An 18,620-nucleotide genomic window follows, 5' to 3' on the forward strand; every position below is an offset into this window, starting at 1 on the left:
TTTATATCGATTGTTAACAAAAGGTAAAGAAGACAAACTGCGCACATCGAAAATGTGTGGAGCACATCAATGGAAGTCATCGTATTAGGTAGTGGTGTTATCGGTTTGACCTCAGCTTGGTATCTAGCTCAAGCAGGTTATCAGGTCACCGTGATCGATCGCCAACCAAGCAGTGCGATGGAAACCAGCTTCGCCAATGCAGGACAAATCTCTTACGGCTACTCCTCACCATGGGCAGCCCCAGGCATTCCACTCAAAGCCGTGAGATGGCTAACCGAAGAGCATGCCCCACTCAAAATAAAACCTTCTCTCAGCCCAGAGCTTATCCGCTGGGCTACGAAAATGGTGTCTAATTGCACCTTATCTCGCTATCAGATCAACAAAGCACGAATGCTATCCATCGCCAATCACAGCCGCACTTGTTTAGAGCAGCTAAGACGTGATCATGCGATTGAATACCAAGGTCGCCAACTCGGAACGTTACAAGTATTTCGATCTCAACAGCAGTTAGACGCCATAGAAAAAGACCTTAAGTTGTTAGAACAAAGCGGTACACGTTTTCAGCTAATGAACGTCGAGCACTGCATCAAACAAGAGCCTGGGTTAGCGTTAGTAAAAGAAAAACTGGTCGGTGGGTTGTGCCTACCCGATGATGAAACCGGAGATTGTTTCCAGTTTTGTCAGCAGTTAACTAAGCTGGCGAAAGCTTATGGTGTCAGGTTTGAATTCAATACAGAGGTAAGTAATTGGGTTACCGTAGGCAAAAAGGTCATGGGTGTCCAAACGGATCGTGGTTTATTTAAAGCAGACCAGTTTGTACTTGCTTCGGGCAGTTACTCAACGGCGTTACTCAAGCAGCTTGAGATTGATATTCCGATCTATCCCGTCAAAGGGTATTCACTGACGGTTCCGATTGAATGTGAACAATTTGCACCGCGATCTACCGTCATGGATGAGACCTATAAAGTGGCAATGACACGCTTTGACGATCGCATCCGGGTCGCAGGGACCGCTGAACTTGCGGGCTTTGATCCTTCATTACCGCAAAAGCGCAAGAATACGATTGAAATGGTGATTCGAGATTTATTTCCGCAAAGTGCCGATTTCACTCAAGCCGAATTTTGGACAGGATTTCGCCCCATGACGCCCGATGGTACACCCATCATTGGTGCGACCCCTTACGACAATTTATTCACGAATACCGGACATGGAACGCTAGGTTGGACCATGGCTTGTGGGTCAGGACAACTCCTTGCCGACATTATGATCGGTGCAGAAAGCAAAGTAACAAATCACTCAGAATTGAGCCTAAGCCGTTACGCCTAAACACCTGCAAACCATTTCAAATAGAACATTACTCCACATGTTGAATAGCATTCAGAAGATATGACTTCCATATCTCGCAGCACATTTTCATGACAATATGCTGCATATTCAATCAATTCATTGTCATTTCCAATAAAAACCACACACAAACATAACAAGAACCAATTTTTAACAATATTTAACCATTCTGTGTTCACCATCACGCTACAAAGGATTTCTAGTCAAAAAGGTTAACAATTACATTACAAAAAAGGGTAATGTGTTGTACGAAAAACAACCACAACCATAACAAACAGGGAAAATACTCATGCAGTCATTAGTTGATTTTCTGAATGGAATTATCTGGAGTCCGGTACTGATTTATTTGTGCCTTGGCGCTGGTTTGTTCTACTCGATCATGACGCGCTTTGTGCAGATTCGTCACTTCTTTGAAATGTGGCGCTTGCTACTTTCTGGTAAGAGTTCAACCAAGGGGATTTCATCATTTCAGGCTTTGGCCGTTTCACTATCTGGCCGTGTAGGTACAGGTAACATTGCAGGTGTTGCAGCCGCTATCGGTTTCGGTGGTCCAGGTGCTGTTTTCTGGATGTGGGTTGTCGCCTTCTTTGGCGCAGCAACCGCATACGCAGAATCAACACTCGCACAGATTTATAAAGAAGAAGACGAAGGTGAATTCCGCGGTGGTCCAGCTTATTACATCGAAAAAGCAATGGGTCAAAAGTGGTACGCTTGGATCTTCGCTATCGCAACCATCTTTGCATGTGGTGTTCTGCTTCCTGGCGTTCAATCGAACAGTATTGGTAACGCAGTAGAAGCAGCATTTGGCTCAGGTGACATGATTGAAACCGCTATTGGTACCTTCAGTTTCGCTAAAATTTTCACTGGTACGGTTGTCTGTGTCATTCTTGCTTTCATTATCTTTGGTGGTGTGAAACGAATCGCGAACTTCACTCAAATCGTAGTTCCGTTCATGGCTCTGGCGTACATCATCACAGCATTCGTTATCATCCTACTTAACATCGGTGAAATTCCACGTATTGTTGGCATGATCATTGGTGATGCATTCACACCAATGGCGGGTATTGGTGCTGCGATTGGTTGGGGTGTAAAACGTGGTGTTTACTCTAACGAAGCAGGTCAAGGTACTGGTCCTCACGCTGCAGCAGCAGCAAGTGTTGATCACCCAGCACAGCAAGGTCTGGTTCAATCATTCTCTATCTACATCGATACACTGCTAGTGTGTTCAGCAACCGCATTTATGATTCTTATCACGGGTGCGTACAACGTACACGGTGCAGTCGAAGGTGCGTTCTTAGTACAGAACCTTCCAGCAGATATCGGTGCAAATGGTCCTGTATTTACGCAAATGGCGATTGAAAGTGCCCTTCCGGGTGTGGGTAAACCATTCATCGCGATTGCTCTGTTTTTCTTCGCCTTTACAACGATTTTGGCGTACTACTACATCGCAGAAACCAACATCGCTTACATCCGTCGCACAGTAAAAGTAAACGGTCTGATGTTTATCTTGAAGGTCATTCTGATCTCAGCGGTATTCTACGGTACGGTTAAAACAGCTAACCTTGCGTGGGCAATGGGTGACGTAGGCGTAGGTCTAATGGCATGGCTAAATATTGTCGGCATTCTGATCATCTTCTTCATGTCTAAGCCAGCACTAAAAGCTCTAGCTGATTATGAAGAGCAGCAAAAACGTGGGGTTACAGAGTACACATTCAACCCTGTTGCGCTTGGTATCAAAGGTGCTGACTACTGGGAAGAAAAGTACAAACGTAAAACAGGCAAGGCGCCTACAGCGGATAGTGACACGGCAGAAACAGTAGAACAACCATCTACCTAATGCCTCATTAACCTCCTCCCCCAGCAGGTTGGCGGGTATATAAGAAAAAGCAGTGGTCCGAAAAGGACATTAAAAAAGGGTTAGCCAGTGGCTAACCCTTTTCTTTTGCATTCAATTCGAAGCGATTATGCTGCGATTTCTTGCGTTGCAACTTGAGGCTTTTGCTTTTCGCCGATTGGAAGAACCGTGCGACCGTACTCGTTGTTTAGTACTTGAGCCATTGCGAAGTAGATTGCGCTTGCACCACAGAAGATACCTTCAAAGCCTGCGATAGTGCCGATCAGCTCACTACCAGTAAAGTCACGTGCAGCTAGTAGGAAGAATAGGATAGTAAGAGAACCAAATACGACTTGCTTCGCTACTGGGTAGCATAGAGAACCAATAAACATGAAGCCAGTGAAGATGCCCCATAGCAGTAGGTACCAACCCATAAAGTGTGCTGGGCTTGCAGGAAGACCCATGTAAGGCATTACGATTAGGCCAACCAGTGTTAGCCAGAACAGACCGTAAGACGTAAATGCAGTCGTACCGAAAGTATCACCACGTTTGAAGCACATCATGCCAACAAGAACTTGGCTAAGACCACCGTAGAAGATACCCATTGCTAGGATCATTGAGTCAATTGGGAAGAATCCTGCGTTGTGGATATTAAGCAGAATCGTGGTCATACCGAAACCCATTAGGCCTAGCGGCGCTGGGTTAGCCAGTTTAGTAGACATGTAAGCGTACCTGTTTTCAAAAATGTTGATAAAAATTGCGCGCGAATTTTAATGGACTAAAAAACAAAAGAGAAAAGACGTTATTGGAAACTTAGATTGCACAAATAGGCAATCAAATGAATAAAAAAAGACCCTACTAAAAAGCAGAGTCTTTATAGATACTTAGACTATTTATTGTTCAATCACTGGCAAGAGATCTCATCCCAGAACCAGTTACTCTGGGTTGGCGTTTCCCATACACCCGGACCGTTTTTCGCAATAAAACACTTACCTTGATAAGTCACTTTGTCACCATTGGCTACTTGAGTGACACCTGGTTCCCATGCGATAAAGTCCCCTGAAACAGGAGGCTCCGTCACCGGTGGTTCGGTTACTGGAGGCTCAGTTACTGGTGGCTCTGTCACAGGAGGTTCAGTCGTTGGTGGCTCGGTTGGCGTGCCCGAAACGAGCTTCCAAGGGTCACCTTTGGTCGGCTCATTGCCTTGTGACCACCACTTAGCTTCATATACCGCCCCCTTGTAAGAGACTTGGTCGCCTGTGTTATAAACCTTGCCAGCATCCCATGCAGCAACACCACCTACAGGTGGGTCAACCGGATCGACTGGGTCTAGTTTGTCGACAATGCGTACTTCAGGCCAACCCGCGTGAGATTGGTAGAAGTTGGTAACACATTTCTCGTAATCTCCTGCTACCAGAGCCGAATATGCGGTTTGGAAGCCAACCAATTCACACTCAAATGAATGACCCCCAGGGCGATCTGAGTAGTACTTCCAGTTACCATCCCAGTTGGTGTAAAGCACATCAGTCGCACCGTTAAGGTTTAAGCTACCGTACGGCGTTTGTTGCCAACAAGTATTGGTTTCATCAGCTTCGATAGGAATTTGATAATGCGCTGCTAAACCTTCCCAGTAACGAATACGGTTAACAGGCTGACCTTTGTCTTTGTTTTGCTCGCCACATTCAATACCGCCATTGATGACGTTGATAGTGGTACCAAAACCGTAACCAATGCCCGCATCGATCTCACGTTGCGATGGCACCCATGTACGATCAATTACGTGTAACATCGCTGGTTTTGGCGCTTGAGGGGTTAAGAAGAACCAAATTGCAGAAGCCAAGTTCAACCAAGAGTCAGCGACTAAACCCGGATTCTTCAGCAGCACCGATGCATCGCCATCAAACATTACTTCAGAGAATGCGCCATAGTTAAAGTGGTAAGAAAGCTGTTTGGCACCACGCCCAAAATACCCTTGACCAGGTTCGCATGGCCAGCGCTTATTTTGCCAATCGTTCTGACCACAGCCTGTGGTGTAACCCTCTTGACCTTCAGACCATCCCATTTCGCGTACATGCACGAGTGCCTGCTGCCACTCTTCTAATGCAAGTGGGTTGTCTGATACGTTATCAACCGCAATGTGACCACCAGTTTCTTGAGCAAAATGCGCAAATGCTGTCACGATGGATTTCTTACAGATTGCGTCAGAGTCTCGACCATCGGTGTACTCACCACAGAATGCAGGGAACTTACCTATCGCACGTAAGAAACGAGTATAAGTGTATTCAGGCGCAGCCATTTGCGTTAGGAAGTCCCACTCACTTTCGGGGAATACACGTTCAACACGTTTAACGTTTTCTGGGTTACCTGCTGCGCCCGGTACGATAGCTTCTACAACGCTGTTCGGACGAGTCTCTAACGCCTGTGCCCAGATGGCATACATTGGGTCAGATGTTTTGCTTTGCTCAACCGCTTGAATGTCACCACGAGCGATCACGTAGCCATTCGGGTTTTGAGGATCAGGTTGGATATTCATACTGGCATGAGCTTGTGCCGCGAGCACACAGCTTAATGCAAGAGGCAGATGTTTGAGTGCAAACATGTCTAATCTCCGTATTTATCAATACAATATACAAGGAATAACTAGACACATAGTGGATCATGTAGAAAAAACGCCGAGTAAAGCCCATTCATTCTGCGACGCAAAGTTTATAAATAAATACTGTTACACAGCGGGTATCACAAAAACTGTTACCTTGACTCAAAACAAAACGGGAGAACCTTCCCCCGTTTTTATTCTTGGTTATTGGTTGGCTGTTATCGACTCTAAAGCCTGCGAAGATTTCTGTTTAGAAAGCAATAAATAGACAGCAAACTGAACCACAACCGCCACCAGTACAATCACAGGCGAAGCCATTACCCCAGCGACAAGAAAACTTGCTAGGACAATGGCACCATTAAGCACCGCATAAGGTAATTGAGTTCTAAAGTGTTCGTACTGCTCGCAACCAGCACCAGTCGAAGACAAGATGGTGGTTTCAGAAATTGGCGAACAGTGATCACCAAATAGACCGCCAGACAGAACCGCACCAATACACACCAACAATGGTGCATCAATCGCAACTGCAGTTGGGATAACCAACGGCATCATAATAGCGAATGTCCCCCACGACGATCCTGTTGCGAACGAAATAATACCAGCTAACAAAAATGCCACCGCTGGCAATAACCAATAAGGGAAACCAGCCTGCGCTTGTTCTGCAATGTACGCCGCTGCGCCAAGCTCCTTGCCAACCGAACTCAATGACCAAGCAAGAACCAAAATCACCGCAACGGACATCATGTTCGACATCCCTTTTAGGTAAACCTGAATGCCATCAGAGAACTTTCTCACGCCATAAAACGCCATCAAGCTAATTAGGGTAATTGCCGCAAAGAAATACGCCGACGACAATGCAGCACGGAAGGTCGAGCCTGCGACTTTCTGAAATGGAAAACCGTGAGGCACTAGAATCGAGCAAAGCACAACTAGCATGACGAGCAGCGGTGCCCAAACAAAACTTGTTTTTGCATTTTTATGCTCAAACACATTTAATGAATCTTGCACTTTTCCAAAATCAGAACCCTGCTCTGCAAGCTGTTCGGCTTTCGCCATTGGTCCAAAATCCAGTTTGAAGAAAGAGACAATCGGAACAATCGCGATCGCTAAAAAGGCATAAAACTGGTAAGGAATCGCACCAATAAAGGCATCCCAATCACTGATACCCACATCCAGTGCAGCAAACTCTTTTTGAATCAGGCTCATAATGTAAACGCCCCAACCGATGAAAGGGATGAGGATTGCCACGGGGGATGAAGTTGAATCGATGATAAAGGCTAGCTTCTGGCGAGAGACTTTCAGTTTATCAAAAAGAGGACGAAAGACAGGACCAACAATTAACGGTGTACCAAGGTCTGAAAAGAAAATAACAACGCCGCCAAACCAAGCAGAAAGCTGTGCTTGGCATTTGCTTGCAACCCACTGAGTGACCTTTTTAGCGAACGCCACGCCACCGCCAGATTTCTCCATTAGAGCAACAAAGCCACCAATGAAAACCAAAAGAAGGATGACACCTGCGTTGTAACTGTCAGTCAGTTGCGGCAACAGGTAACTTTTCATCAGTGCGCTAAACGAATCGAGCGGACCTTTGTCAACGAATGTGCCTTCTAACATAGCCACACCGCTAACAACGCCAGCAAAAAGACCGACAACAACGTTTCTTGTAGTTAGCGCGAGGACTAACGTAATAATGATGGGGATGAGGGAGGTAACTTCTGCCTGTTCCATAGCAATACCAACTTTAATATTTAAACACTAAAAATGAATATACATTCAACAATCTCGCATGTATATATTTTCTAATAAAAAAGTTGAGACCTGCGTTCACACTTTTCAGGCATAAAAAAACCAGCCCGAAGGCTGGTTTTACTATTTTAATCTTTACGTCAAGTACTCCAACTAATTCCCAAAATAGTTGGAGTTGCAACTAGGCGACAAGCCATTTCAGCCCTATGAGCATAGGTTTACTATGTGATTAGGGTGAAATGGAGAAATCAACAACGTTGCTACTTCAAATATGAAGGGAATATTATTCCCATTCGATTGTCGCTGGTGGCTTACCAGAAATGTCGTAAACCACGCGAGAAATACCGTCAACTTCGTTGATGATACGGTTAGAAACCTTACCTAGGAAGTCGTATGGTAGGTGTGCCCAATGCGCAGTCATAAAGTCGATAGTTTCTACCGCACGTAGAGATACAACCCAATCGTACTTACGACCATCACCCATTACACCTACAGAGCGAACTGGTAAGAATACCGTGAACGCTTGAGATACTTTGTTGTATAGGTCTGCAGCGTGTAGCTCTTCAATGAAGATAGCGTCTGCACGACGTAGCAAGTCACAGTACTCTTTCTTGATTTCACCAAGAACACGAACACCTAGACCAGGACCCGGGAATGGGTGGCGGTAAAGCATGTTGTACGGAAGACCAAGCTCTAGGCCAATCTTACGAACTTCATCTTTAAACAGCTCACGTAGTGGCTCAACAAGACCCATTTCCATGTCATCTGGAAGACCGCCCACGTTGTGATGTGATTTGATCACGTGCGCTTTACCAGTCTTAGATGCAGCAGATTCGATAACGTCTGGGTAAATCGTACCTTGAGCTAGCCATTTCGCGTTTTTCAGCTTCTTAGACTCTTCATCAAATACGTCTACGAATACGTGACCGATTGTCTTACGCTTCTCTTCTGGATCCGATTTGCCTTCAAGTGCTTTTAGGAAACGTTCTTCAGCGTCAACTTTGATGATGTTCAAACCAAATTGGTCGCCGAACATATCCATTACTTGTTGACCTTCGTTTAGACGAAGAAGACCGTTATCTACGAATACACACGTTAGCTTGTCGCCGATTGCACGGTGAACTAGCATCGCTACTACCGATGAATCAACACCACCAGATAGACCTAGGATAACTTCGTCGTCACCCACTTGCTCTTTAATACGAGCAACCGCGTCTTCGATGATAGATTCAGAAGTCCATAGACGCTCACAGCCACATACGCCAAGAACAAAGTTCTCTAGCATTTGTAGACCGCCTTTCGTGTGCGTTACTTCTGGGTGGAACTGAACGCCGTAGTACTTCTTCTCTTCGTTCGCCATCGCAGCGTACGGACATGTGTCTGTCTCACCAACTTTCACGAAGTCAGCAGGAATTTCTACTACTTTGTCACCGTGGCTCATCCACACGTCTTGAGTTAGCTCAAGATCTTTAAATAGTGCAGATTCACCAGAAACTTTAACTTGTGCGTAGCCAAATTCACGTTCTGTAGAACCCGCTACTTTACCACCTAGCTGCTCAGCCATAGTTTGCATGCCGTAACATACACCTAATACTGGCACACCAGAGTCAAATACATATTGAGGAGCGCGTGGAGAGTTATCTTCCGTTACGCTTTCTGGACCACCAGAGAGGATAATACCGTCTGGATTGAATTCACGAATATCCGCTTCTTCAACGTCCCAGCTCCACAGTTCACAGTAAACACCGATTTCACGTACACGGCGCGCTACTAGCTGAGTGTACTGAGAACCGAAGTCCAAGATCAGAATACGTTGGTCATGAATATTTTTAGTCATTTTGAGCAGTCTTATAAGCTAGGTTATTAAAACGGAGGCGAGTGTACTCGCCTCTTATTAATGCTTCAAGGAAAAAAGCAAACGTTTACGTCGAGTGTATAGGTTTTATTTTTACAACAGTAAAAATTAACCGCGACGGTAGTTTGGAGCTTCCTTAGTGATTTGAACGTCGTGTACGTGTGATTCAGCCATGCCCGCACCTGAGATACGAACAAATTCAGCTTTAGTACGCATATCTTCAATCGTTGCAGAGCCAGTAAGACCCATGCTTGAACGTAGACCACCCATTTGCTGGTGTACGATTTCTTTTAGACGACCTTTGTATGCGATACGACCTTCGATACCTTCTGGTACTAGCTTGTCTGCTGCATTGTCAGACTGGAAGTAACGGTCAGATGAACCTTGAGACATCGCACCAAGAGACCCCATGCCACGGTAAGACTTGTAAGAACGACCGTTGTAAAGAATCACTTCACCCGGTGCTTCTTCTGTACCTGCGAACATTGAACCAACCATCACACATGATGCGCCAGCTACGATTGCTTTACAGATGTCACCAGAGAAACGGATACCGCCGTCAGCGATAACTGGGATACCGAATGAGTTCGCCACTTCTGCTGCGTCTGCGATTGCTGTAACTTGAGGAACACCAACGCCCGTTACGATACGAGTAGTACAGATTGAACCAGGACCGATACCCACTTTCACAGCGCTAACGCCCGCTTCGATAAGTGCTTTAGCACCAGCACCTGTCGCAACGTTACCGCCGATGATGTCTAGATCTGGGTAAGCTGCGCGAGTTTCGCGGATACGGTTTAGTACACCTTCAGAGTGACCGTGTGAAGAGTCGATAAGTAGAACGTCAACGCCCGCTTCAACTAGAGCAGCAACACGCTCTTCGTTACCAGCGCCAGCACCAACGGCTGCGCCAACACGTAGACGACCGCGCTCATCTTTACATGCGTTTGGTTTACGTTCTGCTTTGTGGAAGTCTTTCGCAGTGATCATGCCGGTTAGTTGGAACTCATCGTTCACAACCAATACTTTCTCAACGCGTGCTTCGTGCATCTTCTCTTGCACTTCTTCACGTGTTGCACCTTCTTGTACTGCTGCAAGGTTTTCTTTTGCCGTCATTACTGAAGACACTTTCTTAGAAAGGTCAGTAACAAAGCGCACATCACGACCAGTGATAATGCCTACAAGCTCGTTGTTCTCTGTGATGACAGGGAAACCAGCGAAGCCGTGTTTTTCAGTCAGTGCAACCACGTCAGCGATAGTCGCTTCAGGGCTAACAGTTACTGGATCAGAAACGACACCAGCTTCAAACTTCTTAACTTTACGAACTTCAGCAGCTTGCTGCTCAATAGACATGTTTTTGTGGATAAAGCCAATGCCACCCTCTTGCGCTAGCGCGATAGCTAGACGAGCTTCTGTAACAGTGTCCATAGACGCTGAAATCATTGGGATGTTTAGGGTGATGTTCTTAGTCAACTGAGTGCGAAGATCAGCTGTGTTTGGGAGAACGGTGGAGTGAGCTGGCACGAGTAGTACGTCATCGAATGTCAGCGCTTCTTTGGCAATTCTTAGCATTTGCAATATCTCACAATTAGAGGAGTAAAAAGACAATCCAATCTCATCGTTTCGCATAATGAGGGTAACCAGTTTTAGGTTGTTGGCTACATTTGGATTAGATATTGCGGAGGGATTATACGGTTAACGCAATCGCTTGACCACAAATTTTTTAATTTTTTTCTTGCAATTACCCCCTTGATATGTATTATATTGCCGCTAATTTCCATACTCACGTCTACGGAATTAGCTGTGCTCTCCCAGACCAATCAAAACATCTTCACTGTTTCTCGTCTCAATGCCGAAGTGCGTCTGCTGCTCGAAAACGAAATGGGGATCGTCTGGCTTGTCGGAGAGATATCCAACTTTTCAGCTCCCGTCTCTGGTCACTGGTACCTCACTCTTAAAGATTCTCGCGCTCAAGTTAAATGTGCCATGTTCCGTGGTAACAATCGTCGCGTCACTTTCAAACCTGCTAACGGCAATCAAGTATTAGTTAAAGCACGTCTGTCTCTGTACGAGCCTCGTGGTGACTATCAATTGATCATTGAGAGCATGCAGCCTGAAGGTGATGGTCGTCTGCAACAAGAGTTCGAAGCACTTAAGATGAAATTGGCAGCAGAAGGTTTGTTTGCTCAAACCAATAAGCAGCCTTTACCTGAGCACCCAAAACGCGTTGGTGTGATCACCTCAAAAACCGGTGCAGCACTGTACGACATCTTAGACGTATTGAAACGTCGTGATCCTTCCCTACCCGTGGTGGTTTACCCAACCATGGTGCAAGGTGAAGAAGCCGCGATTCAAATTGCGCAGGCAATCGGCCGTGCAAACAGTCGTGACGAATGTGATGTATTGATTGTTGGTCGTGGTGGCGGTTCGTTAGAAGACCTTTGGTGCTTTAACAACGAAATCCTTGCTCGCACTATTGCTGCAAGCCAAATTCCTATCATCAGTGCAGTTGGTCATGAGGTTGATGTGACAATTGCTGACTTTGTAGCGGACATGCGAGCGCCGACTCCATCAGCCGCGGCTGAATTGGTAAGCCGCGATAACAGCCACAAAGATCAAGCTTTGGTGACTCGCCAACATAAGCTAGCCAGTGCAATGCGTTACTACCTAGCGCAACAAAAACAGCAATCGGCTCAACTGATGCACCGTTTAGAGCGCCAGCATCCAAGCTATCAATTGCAGCGTCAGACGCAACAACTTGATGAGTTGGACATGCGCCTACAACGCGCAATGCAACGATTTATCACGACACGCCAACAAGCGGTAGAACGCAAACATCATCGCCTACAACTGAACTCACCAGTAAAACATTTGGCTGAGCAGAAGTCGAAGCTTGACCGCGTTGAGCAAAAGCTAATGGATGCAATGGATCGCAAGTTACTGACTATGCGTCACCAACTGGCAATCGCGGCAGAGAAGCTAGATACGGTAAGCCCACTGGCAACACTAAAACGTGGCTACTCAATTACTCAGACTGAGCAAGGTCAGGTTGTTACCCAAGCAAAGGATGTAAAAACGGGCGACGTTTTAGTCACCCGCTTATCTGATGGTGAGCTTCGCTCAACGGTTAATTAACTGACTTTTTGAAACTCAAATCGAACACGTGATTTCGATTTGAGTTCATTACAACTATTGCAGAAATAGTTTGCCGCACCACAAGCTTGTAGTTTTTCTAACTCCGCATCGCAATCTGGGCAAAACCCTACCTTCTTATAATCTGAGTCGCACTGATTACAGTGATATTGCCCAGTCCATTCCAGTTCTACGTCGCAAGTTGGGCAAATATTTGGTTGCATAACTTCCTCTAAATAACTTCAATTCACTGACTTACAGTCTAATCATAAGCCAGCTTAACGCCTTGATCTTTATCACGCTCGCTTAGCACGCTTGTTCTGATACATAGCAACAGCAGCTTGTTGAATAAGCTGCTGCAACACTGCACGCTCACTAGCTGTACTACAAGAAGCGCCAATGCTGGCTTTGACTTGATATTCTTCTAATTGGTAAATCTGATTAAGCTCATCCGCTAAACGAGAAACAAAGTGAAAGTAGGTCTGCTCATCTGGGAAACAACAAAAACCGACAAATTCATCACCACCGTAACGTCCGATCACCGAGCAAGAGCGAAAAGCTTGTTTTAAATGTTCAGCTACTAGTACTAAAACTTGATCACCAGTCTCATGACCAAATCGGTCATTAATATACTTAAACTCATCAATATCAACGAAGAAACAGGCGACTAAGGCATTGCGACCACATTTACCGTTTATTTTCCGGTCAACTTCTGACAACAAAGCACGACGGTTAAAGCAGTGCGTGAGAGGATCTCGACTGGCATGAAAATGAAGCTGTTCTTCTAAACGGTATTTCTCTAGCGCAACGGCATACAAGGCAGCTAGCATTTCGAGCACTTCAAGTTCATAAGGGTGAGGCTTGGAAGGGGCGTTACTGTAAATAGCAAATGTACCCAGAACATGACCATCCGATGCAATAATCGGCACTGACCAGCACGCATGAAGTTGGGCTTGTTGAGTGAGTTTAAGAAAAGGTGCCCAGTTAACATGATGATCGATATCGCTAACAACCACAGTTTGTTTTAAGAATGCAGCAGCACCACAAGACCCGACCTTTGGTCCAATGGGGACTCCTTCAATAGCTTGGTTGTAGAAATCAGGTAAATGCGGAGCAAACTCCAAGTGCAATGTATTGGTATCGGGGTGCAATCGAAGTATGGAAGCTTGCCTCTTACCGAATAGGTGTTCACTTAACTTAATAACCTCATTGTTGAGGCTATCGCGTTCCATTCCCAGAGCAAGCTTACCTAAAAGACGATTGACTGCTCGGTGAGCATCTAACAGTCTATCTTTATCCATAATGGCGTAATCATATCGTTATTATGTTTATTAACCTGAAATATAATAAATCTATTAATATGACACAGGTAACTAACTCACATTATGCGAACGCGGCACTATAAAAGATCGCATGCTGATCATCGGATATTACCCTTTTGATCAGCGATCACCCCTTAAAAGAATATTTATATAACCACACACCGAAAGCATAAGTTACATATTCTGTTCCTCAATTTAAAACAGAATTTAAAACCACACTTCCGCACAAAAAAACACACAAACAGAATATAATAAAAAGATCAAAAAGCTAAATTAGCGAATTACATCGGTGTGCATTTCGATGGTTTGTGAGTCTATCTCCACCAGTGTTACTTGGATGGAACCAAAGTCATTCAAATGGCTCGCATGCGTTCCCCCACAAGGGATGACAGCGATTTCACCTTCGCCTAAATCACACTGCCAGTAACGTGAATCGGTAAGGTGTTCACCATGGCAATCGATGGTGATCGCAACGTCCCTTTTTAGCCAATCTCTCAACAGAACATTCACCTGTTGTTCGATGCTTTTTAGGTCAGACAGCATATCTGCACTGTTTAACCCCCTTTTACGGAGTGTTTTACCTAAACGATAGGTATCCAAACATTTATCTGAGGTAACAAAGCTGGTCTCTTGGGCATAGCTGTTGAAGTCATAATTACCATGTGGGTCTTTACGATCTGCATCTTTTCGCCAATAGTTTTGTGCAAGTACCTTGTTGAGCGCAAGGTATGCGATGTGCCCAGCACTATGACCACGACTCAGTGACAGTTGGTATTCCTTATCTACTTCTAGTAATGCAGCATCACCAACGGCAACAGCTTCTGTACGTGGCAACACATGTACCACAACAAACACCCACCCTTCCGTATCACGTTTTACCGGAATTTCAGTACCGACGAACAACTTTCCACTCGCAAGTTCTACCGCACCAACTTGGCAATCGACCACTTCAAAGCTCATGCCCTTAATAGTTAGTGTGCCTTTGTCAGCAGGATGATCTGACCAAATGTGGCTGACAGGATGAAAAGGGGTCTCCTCAGTAACAACGTAAGTGACTTCTTCAGTGGAGTGAGAAAGTTGTACTGGTGCTTCCAGTTGCCAAGTTTGATGACAGAAGCGAGTTTTGGTAGCTGTGATCGTCATGTTAGTCATACTTCTAATGCATTGGTTCGAGCAAAAATCTGCTTATAAAAAAATACCCAAGTCGAAACTTGGGTATTCAGAAAATCTTAGCGATTACTTGTTGCGGTTTTTCACCGCAGACATCATACGCTTGCGCTTACGTTCTTGAGACAGCGTTAGCTTGTTTGTACGGTTCTCGTACGGGTTATCGCTGTTCTGGAAGTTAATACGGATTGGTGTACCCATGATTTCCAGAGACTTGCGGAAGTAGTTCATCAAGTAACGCTTGTACGAATCTGGTAGATCGCGAACCATATTACCGTGAATAACTACGATTGGTGGGTTGTAACCACCCGCGTGCGCATATTTCAGTTTGATACGGCGACCACGAACCATTGGCGGTTGGTGATCGTCTGTTGCCATCTTCATGATACGAGTTAGAACAGAAGTACCAACACGTGTCGTTGCTGACTTGTACGCTTCTTGAATCGATTCGAACAAGTGACCAACGCCTGTACCGTGAAGCGCAGAGATAAAGTGAATACGTGCAAAATCAACGAAACCTAAACGGCGGTCGAGTTCTTTCTTCACGTTCTCTTTCACTTCGTTATCTAGACCATCCCACTTGTTCACGGCTAGTACGATTGAACGACCTGCGTTCAATGCAAAGCCAAGTAGACTCAAGTCTTGATCAGAAATGTTTTCGCGCGCGTCGATAACCAATAGAACCACGTTTGCGTCTTCTACGGCTTTCAGTGTTTTAACAACAGAGAACTTCTCTACTGTTTCGTTGATACGACCACGACGACGTACGCCTGCAGTATCGATCAACACGTATTCACGACCATCACGTTCCATTGGGATATAGATAGAGTCACGAGTGGTGCCTGGCATGTCGTATACCACGACGCGCTCTTCACCAAGAATACGGTTTGTTAGTGTTGATTTACCAACGTTAGGACGACCAATGATTGCCAATTTGATTGGCTGGTCTTGCAAACGTTTGAACTCCGCTTCAGCATCTTCTTCGGTGTAATCTTCAATCGCTAGCTCTTCATCTTCGAATTCAGTCAGATCTTCAATCTCACCTTCTTCAGATTCGCTTGCCAGAAGATCATCGAAAAATGGCGCTAACGCTCGTTCCAACAATGCTGTCACACCACGACCGTGTGCCGCAGCGATTTGGTACATGTCATCAACACCAAGTTGCCAGAAATCGGCACAAGCAGCATCAGCATCAATACCATCGATCTTGTTTACTACCAGCATTGCTGGTTTTTCGATTTTACGCAGATGCGCGGCAATCGCTTCATCAGATGGTGTTAATCCAGCACGACCGTCAACAAGGAATAGCACTACGTCAGCTTCATCAATCGCTGCTAACGATTGTTCCGCCATCTTTGTTTCTACACCTTCTTCCGTGCCATCAATACCGCCGGTATCAATAACGATGAATTCATGTTCTTCGCCAAGGCGAGCTTGGCCATATTTACGGTCTCGCGTTAGGCCAGGGAAGTCCGCAACCAACGCATCACGCGTACGTGTCAATCGGTTAAATAGTGTAGATTTACCTACGTTCGGACGCCCCACAAGAGCAACAACAGGTACCATAACAACCTCTACAATAATCTTTCTTCTGTAGTTATAGGTAACGACTTGCTTGATGCCAAATCAAACCAGCTTTTTACCTATAACCACGTCAGGAATAACGGTTAATAAATAAAAATTTCAAACAACAAAACGGCTCCTAACTGTTACCAGCCAGGAGCCGAATGTGAATTATATCACGATATTATTCGTTGATGGTTAGTTTCTTTACATCGCCATTGCGAGTTGTAATCACGTAACCATCAGACAATAGTGTCGGACCAACAGCAAAACCACTGTCATCGACATATTGTTGTGCAACGAATTCGCCAGTCGAACGATCCATCCAGTGTAGGTAACCTAATGTGTCGCCTACCACTAGATAGTTATCAACAATCACTGGAGCAGTAAGCTGGCGGTATTCCAACTTGCTGTTTTCCCAAAGCTCTGTACCGCTGCGTGCATCTACTGCAACTACGTGATCTTTTTCTGTGATCACGAAGATACGGCTACCATCTGTAGCAATATCAGTTGCTGACGAGTAGTTACGCTTCCAAATTGGATTTGCAGAACGTAAGTCGATTGCAATAAGTTGACCGTTGTAACCAACAGTGAAAAGAGTGCCGCCCAGTACAATCGGTGAAGAATCAACGTCTACAAGACGATCGATTTCCGTTGCACCTTTTGGAGTACCTACTGGTTGTTGCCAGATCAATTGACCACGTTCAACAATTGCCGCAGCTAGTCGACCGTTTGCTGTCCCCCAGAATACACCACCACCAATAGCCGTTGGCGTGCTATCGCCACGCAGCGTTAGGTTTGGAACTTCTGTGCTCAGCGCCCAGCGTTGCTCACCAGTACTTTCATCCAAAGCAATCAAAGTGCCTCGGCTAGTATTTACAATGATCAAACCAGAGTCAGCGACGGGTTTCGCTAACACCTCACCACCTACTTCGATACGCCAGATGATGTCACCGGTTTCTTGGTCAAGTGCAATCACTTCACCATTTTCAGAACCAATGTAAAGGTGTTCATACGCAGCTGTGATACCACCAGAAAGGCGTGCAATCACATCTTCTTCTAGATCAGTTTGCCATTTGAGCTTACCGTTTTCTGGATCTAATGCTTTGACTAGACCATCACGACTTGCAACAAACAATGTGTCGTTAGCAACAACAGGAGACAGCTTCGAGAAATAATGACTTACGCCATCACCAATCGACGTTGACCATTCCGCACTTGGCGTAAACTGACTATCTACCTGAGGCAATGGAGCCATGACAATGGTGTCTTCCTCGCCAGCACAACCAGCCAGAATTCCCACTGTTAATGCCCCTAACAAGGCTTTCTTAAAGACTCTTTTCATCCAATGCGGTCCTTATTTCGCCAGGTCGTCCAATTTCATTTGTAGTGCAGGGCTAGCATCTGCAGCTTGTTGAGCTTCAGTGTATGCCGTGTATGCTGCCTCTTTGTCACCTTGACGAAGAGCGATATCACCACGAAGTTCTGCAATACGACCCGTCCATGCAGCGTCAGTTACTTTGCCTAGTTCTGCATTTGCAGCGTCAAAGTTACCCATTTCTGCTTCAATACGCGCAATACGGTAGCTGATAAGTGGAGTTAGCGCGGCATCTTTAGTGTTGTTTTGAGCCCACTTAAGTTGCTCAAGTGCAGCTGAAAGATCTTTGGCATCTACTTGTACTTTTGCTAGCTGAAGCGCAGCAAGTACTGAGTATTCTTTAACTTTGTTTGAGTCGATGAACGCTTGAATATCTGCTTGTGCGTCTGCACCTTTGGTTTGCAGGGCGTTCATTACTGTTGTGTAGCTTTGAGAAGCTGCTTCACTCGCCTGAATCACAGAATCCTGGTAGTAACGCCAGCCAAATAGACCACCTAAACCAACAACCGCACCGATGATGACGGCTTTGCCGTTTTCCTTCCACCAGTCTTTAATGGCTTCAACTTGTTGTTCTTCAGTATCGTAAAGTTCCACTTCCTGTCCTCTTAAAACATGTAAATGACAGCGAGGCTGCCATTGTTCCTATTTCGTCGAAAGGCTCCTATCTTGGGAGCCTTACTATT

The 18,620-nt window shown here is 45.4% G+C and carries 14 protein-coding genes; 3 read left to right on the plus strand and 11 right to left on the minus strand.

Features of this window, described 5'->3' with window-relative positions:
• Positions 1–69 precede the first annotated feature (69 nt).
• Both ABMY42_RS11715 and ABMY42_RS11720 read left to right on the plus strand, forming a co-directional pair.
• Positions 70–1,326: a D-amino acid dehydrogenase gene (locus ABMY42_RS11715; RefSeq protein WP_349266320.1), complete on the plus strand. Its 1,257-nt coding sequence runs from the start codon at positions 70–72 to the stop codon at positions 1,324–1,326.
• Between the two features lie 307 nt (positions 1,327–1,633).
• A complete protein-coding gene (locus ABMY42_RS11720; RefSeq protein WP_005447683.1) occupies positions 1,634–3,181 on the plus strand; it encodes an alanine/glycine:cation symporter family protein in 1,548 nt (515 codons plus the stop codon).
• A 125-nt stretch (positions 3,182–3,306) separates the two neighbouring features.
• On the opposite strand, the gene ABMY42_RS11725 is transcribed toward ABMY42_RS11720, so the two are convergent.
• From ABMY42_RS11725 to guaB, 5 genes are all read right to left on the minus strand, one after another.
• A complete protein-coding gene (locus tag ABMY42_RS11725) occupies positions 3,307–3,900 on the minus strand; it encodes a GPR1/FUN34/YaaH family transporter (RefSeq protein WP_005447690.1) in 594 nt (197 codons plus the stop codon).
• 182 nt (positions 3,901–4,082) lie between these two features.
• A complete protein-coding gene (locus ABMY42_RS11730) occupies positions 4,083–5,777 on the minus strand; it encodes a chitinase (protein ID WP_038898482.1) in 1,695 nt (564 codons plus the stop codon).
• A gap of 201 nt (positions 5,778–5,978) precedes the next feature.
• Positions 5,979–7,502, minus strand: a complete 1,524-nt coding sequence (locus tag ABMY42_RS11735; protein ID WP_349266321.1) for a Na+/H+ antiporter NhaC family protein — start codon at positions 7,500–7,502, stop codon at positions 5,979–5,981.
• 301 nt (positions 7,503–7,803) lie between these two features.
• On the minus strand, positions 7,804–9,357 hold the full coding sequence (gene guaA / locus ABMY42_RS11740; RefSeq protein ID WP_005447693.1) for a glutamine-hydrolyzing GMP synthase: 1,554 nt from the start codon (positions 9,355–9,357) through the stop codon (positions 7,804–7,806).
• Between the two features lie 126 nt (positions 9,358–9,483).
• A complete protein-coding gene (gene guaB / locus ABMY42_RS11745) occupies positions 9,484–10,947 on the minus strand; it encodes an IMP dehydrogenase (RefSeq protein ID WP_349266322.1) in 1,464 nt (487 codons plus the stop codon).
• Between the two features lie 231 nt (positions 10,948–11,178).
• Between guaB and xseA the strand changes: the two genes are divergently transcribed.
• On the plus strand, positions 11,179–12,510 hold the full coding sequence (gene xseA / locus ABMY42_RS11750) for an exodeoxyribonuclease VII large subunit (RefSeq protein ID WP_005447695.1): 1,332 nt from the start codon (positions 11,179–11,181) through the stop codon (positions 12,508–12,510).
• On the opposite strand, the gene ABMY42_RS11755 is transcribed toward xseA, so the two are convergent.
• From ABMY42_RS11755 to ABMY42_RS11780, 6 genes are all read right to left on the minus strand, one after another.
• Positions 12,507–12,731 (minus strand): zinc ribbon domain-containing protein, encoded by a 225-nt coding sequence (locus tag ABMY42_RS11755; protein ID WP_005447696.1) that lies wholly within the window; start codon positions 12,729–12,731, stop codon positions 12,507–12,509. The genes xseA and ABMY42_RS11755 overlap by 4 nt on opposite strands.
• Before the next feature lie 72 nt (positions 12,732–12,803).
• Entirely contained in the window at positions 12,804–13,808 is a 1,005-nt protein-coding gene (locus ABMY42_RS11760) for a sensor domain-containing diguanylate cyclase (protein ID WP_349266323.1), read from the minus strand.
• A 294-nt stretch (positions 13,809–14,102) separates the two neighbouring features.
• Positions 14,103–14,972, minus strand: coding sequence for an alanyl-tRNA editing protein (locus ABMY42_RS11765; RefSeq protein WP_349266324.1), 870 nt, complete (start codon positions 14,970–14,972; stop codon positions 14,103–14,105).
• A 93-nt stretch (positions 14,973–15,065) separates the two neighbouring features.
• Positions 15,066–16,562: a ribosome biogenesis GTPase Der gene (gene der / locus ABMY42_RS11770; RefSeq protein WP_009697676.1), complete on the minus strand. Its 1,497-nt coding sequence runs from the start codon at positions 16,560–16,562 to the stop codon at positions 15,066–15,068.
• A gap of 181 nt (positions 16,563–16,743) precedes the next feature.
• Positions 16,744–17,904 carry an outer membrane protein assembly factor BamB gene (gene bamB, locus ABMY42_RS11775; RefSeq protein WP_349266325.1) on the minus strand — a complete coding sequence of 387 codons (1,161 nt, stop codon included), beginning with the start codon at positions 17,902–17,904 and terminating at the stop codon, positions 16,744–16,746.
• 12 nt (positions 17,905–17,916) lie between these two features.
• Positions 17,917–18,531, minus strand: coding sequence for a YfgM family protein (locus ABMY42_RS11780; protein ID WP_349266326.1), 615 nt, complete (start codon positions 18,529–18,531; stop codon positions 17,917–17,919).
• Positions 18,532–18,620: the final 89 nt, after the last annotated feature.

Source organism: Vibrio sp. SSH13-20 (assembly GCF_040104475.1).
GTDB lineage: Bacteria > Pseudomonadota > Gammaproteobacteria > Enterobacterales > Vibrionaceae > Vibrio > Vibrio harveyi.